5 protein-coding genes and 1 pseudogene are annotated in these 4,181 nt (G+C 72.5%); 4 read left to right on the top strand and 2 right to left on the bottom strand.

What is annotated here, in order from left to right; genetic code table 11:
- The 3 genes and pseudogenes from HZS56_RS37340 to HZS56_RS37330 form a co-directional block, all read left to right on the top strand.
- Positions 1-260: pseudogene (locus HZS56_RS37340) on the top strand (hypothetical protein); the annotation flags it as partial.
- A 15-nt stretch (positions 261-275) separates the two neighbouring features.
- Positions 276-1,040: a bestrophin-like domain gene (locus HZS56_RS37335; RefSeq protein WP_216725250.1), complete on the top strand. Its 765-nt coding sequence runs from the start codon at positions 276-278 to the stop codon at positions 1,038-1,040.
- Between the two features lie 232 nt (positions 1,041-1,272).
- Positions 1,273-1,797, top strand: coding sequence for a hypothetical protein (locus tag HZS56_RS37330; RefSeq protein ID WP_216725249.1), 525 nt, complete (start codon positions 1,273-1,275; stop codon positions 1,795-1,797).
- A gap of 154 nt (positions 1,798-1,951) precedes the next feature.
- On the opposite strand, the gene HZS56_RS37325 is transcribed toward HZS56_RS37330, so the two are convergent.
- Positions 1,952-2,446, bottom strand: coding sequence for a hypothetical protein (locus HZS56_RS37325; RefSeq protein WP_216725248.1), 495 nt, complete (start codon positions 2,444-2,446; stop codon positions 1,952-1,954).
- A gap of 329 nt (positions 2,447-2,775) precedes the next feature.
- Here HZS56_RS37325 and HZS56_RS37320 point away from each other — a divergent pair, with 329 nt between their 5' ends.
- Positions 2,776-3,441 (top strand): class F sortase, encoded by a 666-nt coding sequence (locus tag HZS56_RS37320; RefSeq protein ID WP_216725251.1) that lies wholly within the window; start codon positions 2,776-2,778, stop codon positions 3,439-3,441.
- A gap of 31 nt (positions 3,442-3,472) precedes the next feature.
- On the opposite strand, the gene HZS56_RS37315 is transcribed toward HZS56_RS37320, so the two are convergent.
- Positions 3,473-4,181 (bottom strand): polysaccharide deacetylase family protein (locus HZS56_RS37315; RefSeq protein WP_216725247.1); only part of this gene is annotated, 709 nt, incomplete at its 5' end.

The following is a 4,181-nucleotide window of genomic DNA, read 5'->3' as shown; positions in this document are numbered from 1 at the left end:
CCGCGCCGGAACCGGTACCCACGCCGACACCGACCCCCAGCCCGACTCCCGCACCCACGCGGGCGCGGCCGGCGCCGTCCCCGCCCGCCCCGGCCACCACGCCCACCCCCCGGCCGTCACTGACGCCGGTGCACTACCCGCGTCACCGTACGGCCCGGGCCCCGCAGCGGACCTCGCGCGGGACCACGTCGCCGCTCGTCTTCGTCCTGCTCATCACCGTGCCCGCGGTGGTCGCCGTCGCCGCGCTCCGTGCGCGCTGAAACCTGGAGCCCGCCTTGCCGGAATGGCTTGTTCTCACCCTCGCGATGCTGGCCGCCTGCGTCGTGGTGGTCATCGTCACCCTCCTGCGGCACCGCACGGCCTCCGACGACGAGGACATCACCGAGACACCCGACGTCATCGAGTACATGACGATGTGGATCGGCGTGGTGTACGCCATCGTCCTGGGCCTGGCCATCGCCGGTGTCTGGGAGGCGCGCAGCGCCGCCCAGGACAACGTGCAGACGGAGGCCGTGGCGCTGCACGAGATCTCGGAACGCGTCCGTGTCTATCCGCCCGACGTCCGTGACCGCATCCGGGAGGATGTCAACGCCTATGTCGGACACGTCGTCACCACGGAGTGGAAGGCGATGGCCGACCACGACGAGCTCACCGACCGCGGTACCGAGCTGCTCGACCGCGTCCGCGCGGACGTCAGCGACTACGAACCGAAGTCGGACTTCGAGGCCCAGGCCTACCAGCCGCTCCTCGACCAGGTGACCATCGCCGACCAGGCACGAAGCGCCCGGGCGCAGTCGACCGGGGCGACCATGCCGGGGGTGGTGTGGTTCGGCCTCATCGCCGGAGCCGTCATCACGATCGGCATGGTCTTCGCCCTGCAGATCCGGCGCACGCCGCGCGAACTGGTCCTCGCCGGGCTGTTCTCCGCACTGATCGCCTTCCTGCTCTTCCTGATCTGGGACTTCGACGCACCCTTCAGCCGGGGCGTCGCGGCGTCGACCGAACCGTTCCTGAGCCTCTTCCCGGGGGCCGGGGACTGACCCGGCCGCTCAGGGGGCGTGCGACGCGCGCCCGTCCCTCGTGCGGCGCCGTGTCCGGCCCGCGCGGTCGACACGCCGTCACGTCCCCTGAGCGGCCCACGGCCTTGCCCCATTCGCCCGACAGCGATCGCGGCGACACGCCCGGTTTCCTACCGTTTCGGGCATCGAGGTGCATTTCCCGCGCGTGCGGAACAGGTCCGCCGCCGCTCCTCGGGGACCCGGAGGATTCACCATGCGTGCGATACCCGTCGCCTCGGTCGCGCTGCTCGGCGTCGCCACCCTGTCCGCCTGCGTACCCGCCGGGGCCGCGGGCTCGGACACCTTCGGCTTCACCGTCCGTCCCGCCACCGTCGCGCCGGGCGGCGAGGTGACGCTGGGGGTGGGGCGCGGGGCCGGCGGCTGCCGGGGGCGCGTCACGGTCACCTCGCCGGTGTTCGACACCGTGACCATCGCGCGGGACGAGTCGTCCGCGACGGCGCGGGTCGACCGGGACGCGCGGCGCGGGGCGGTCTACCAGGTGGCGTTCGCGTGCAAGGAGCGGTCCGGCACGGTGGACCTGACCATCGCCGGCGGCGGCTCGCACCGTCCGACCCCCGAGCCGCACCACTCCAAGGGCGTGCACGCCGGGGAGGGCGGCAGCATCGCGGGGTTCGACCTGAAGCAGATCGGCGTCGGCGCGCTGCTCGTCGCCGGCTCGGTGGGCGCCGCCCACCGCCTCTCGCGCCGCCGCTCCGGAGAACACGGCGCCCGACCGTAGTGGCACCCGCGCCGGACGGGCTCCGCCCCATGCCTGAACGGGCTCCGCCCCGGACCGTTTCGAAGGTCCGGGGCGGAGCCCGTTCGGCGTGCGGTGCGTGTGCCGGCCGGGCCCGCTCCCCGAGGGCGGGGCCCGTACGGCGGGCGGGCGGGGGTCAGTAGCGCCGCTCGGCCCGGCGGCGCATCCAGAACAGTCCGCCGCCCGCGACGGCCGCGGCGACCAGACCGCCGCCGATCGCGATGTCGGTCGAGGTGGCCCCGCTGGAGCTGCTGCCGCCGAGGCCGCCGCGGACACCGCCGATGACCGTGAAGGCGGCCGGACGGGTCAGCCGCCGGCCGGAACAGTTGACGGTGATGTCGTACGAGCCGGGCCGGGCGTCCTGCTTGATGGTGGCGGTGCCCTTGGACGTCTCGTTGGCTCCGTTGACCGGGGTCAGGTGCGTGGTGCGGAAGGCGTCCGAGGTCATGGTTCCGCCCTGCGGGCAGCCGTCGACCGTGACGGTCATCTGGCCGCCGCGGGCGATCACGCTGGGCAGCGCCACGATGTTGCTCGGCTGGTTGTGGTCGCCGCCGGCGGTGGCCGCGGGGGCGGCCAGGCCGAGGACAGCGACCGCGGCGCCGGCTGCCGCGAGGGCACGAGTGTTACGCATGTGATCCTCCGCGGAAGACGCCCCGGGACCCGTCCCCGGTCGATCGGCGAGAAAGCGCCTCCCAGAAAGACCCTCAGTTGCCCGTCACAAAGGCGCATTTCGGCAATGGTCCGTCCTGGTGAGCTGCACACCTGACCGAAACTGTGCGAGTGGATATCGCCGCAGGTCACGCCCCGTCAGAAAATCTTCTCCGGCCAGGTCCCGGATGGCTCACGACGGGCGTGCGCATAACCCGTTCGCCGCCGCCCCGTCGCCGGTTGCGCGGGCGGCCCTTAGCGTGCACGTATGCGCGGATGACCCGGCGACGGCCGGGTCGAGAGGGGATGCGAATGTACGACTCCGAGTTGGCCGAAGAGGAGGAGCGGCGGAGGAAGCGCGCTCCCTGGGGCGTGATAGCGCTTGTTCTGCTGACCGGTCTCGCGCTCATCCGCAACGGTTCGGGGGAATTCGACGTGGGCCCGCCGCAGCCGGCTTCGGCCGCCGCTTCGGACACCCGCGCGGCGGCCGGCGACGGCGGGTCCAAGGGCGTGTCGCCGTTGCCGCACTCGGTGCCCGACCGGGTCTCCATTCCCGCCATCCAGGTCGACGCTCCGGTCATGGGGGTCGGTCTGGACGCGGACGGCTGGGTGGACGCGCCGCCGCCCGAGGACCCGAACCTGGCCGGCTGGTTCACCGGTGCGGTCTCTCCCGGGGAGAAGGGCACTGCGGTCGTGGTGGGCCACGTCGACAATCAGCAGGGGCCTGCCGTCTTCTACGGACTCGGGGCCCTCAAAAAGGGAAACAGGGTGGAGGTGCACCGCCAGGACGGAAAGACGGCGGTGTTCGAGATCTACGGCATCGAGGTGTTCGAGAAGAACAATTTCCCGGGCGACCGGGTGTACGGCTCGAAAGGCAGCCCCGAATTGCGGGTCATCACCTGCGGCGGCGGTTTCTCGAAGCAGAACGGCTACGACGGGAACGTCGTCACCTTCGCCCGCCTGGTCGAGGTCCGCTGAACGCACCCCGGCCGGGCGGGCCGGGGTGCCGTCAGAGGCGGCCGCTGCGGGGAGTGGTGAGGTGGTAGCCGGAGTCCAGCAGTTCCGGCAGGTAGCGCCGCAGTGCGCGGACGCTCTGCGAGCGGTCGCCCCCGGCGTCGTGGGAGAGCACGACGACGCCGGGGGCCGCGCCGTCCTCGACCCGTTCGACGATGGTCCCGGTGCCGGGGGTGGTCCAGTCGAGGGTGTCCACGGTCCAGGCCAGCGGTTCCATGCCCAGTTCGGAGCCGAGCTCGAAGGTCGCACGGTTCCACGCCCCGTAGGGGGCCCGGAACCAGCGGGGCGGATCTCCGTAGGCCTTGTCGACGACCTCGCTGGTCCGCTCCATCTCCGAGCGGATGCGGCGCCTGCTGAGCCGCGTCAGCTGCGGGTGGGACCAGGTGTGGTTGCCGACCACGTGCCCCTCGTCGGCCATGCGGGAGAGCAGATCCGGGTTGTAGCCGGCCATCTCCCCGCAGACGAAGAACGTGGCGCGCACGTCGTACTTCGCCAGGGTGTCCAGGATCTGCGGGGTGTACTCGGGGTGCGGTCCGTCGTCGAAGGTGAGCAGCATGGTGCGGCCGCGGCCCGTCATGCGCAGAATCGGTTCGCTGCGTACCGGGGGCCGGCGGGGCGCGGCGCGCGGCGCGCCGTATCCGGTCAGGGGCTGGAGTCGGTAGGCGGACGGCTTGAGCGGGCTGCGCTGCGGGGGTCCGGGGGCG

It is taken from the genome of Streptomyces mayonensis (genome assembly GCF_018982965.1).
GTDB classification, from domain to species: Bacteria; Actinomycetota; Actinomycetes; order Streptomycetales; family Streptomycetaceae; genus Streptomyces; species Streptomyces mayonensis.
This window is presented reverse-complemented; position numbering and strand designations above follow the sequence as displayed.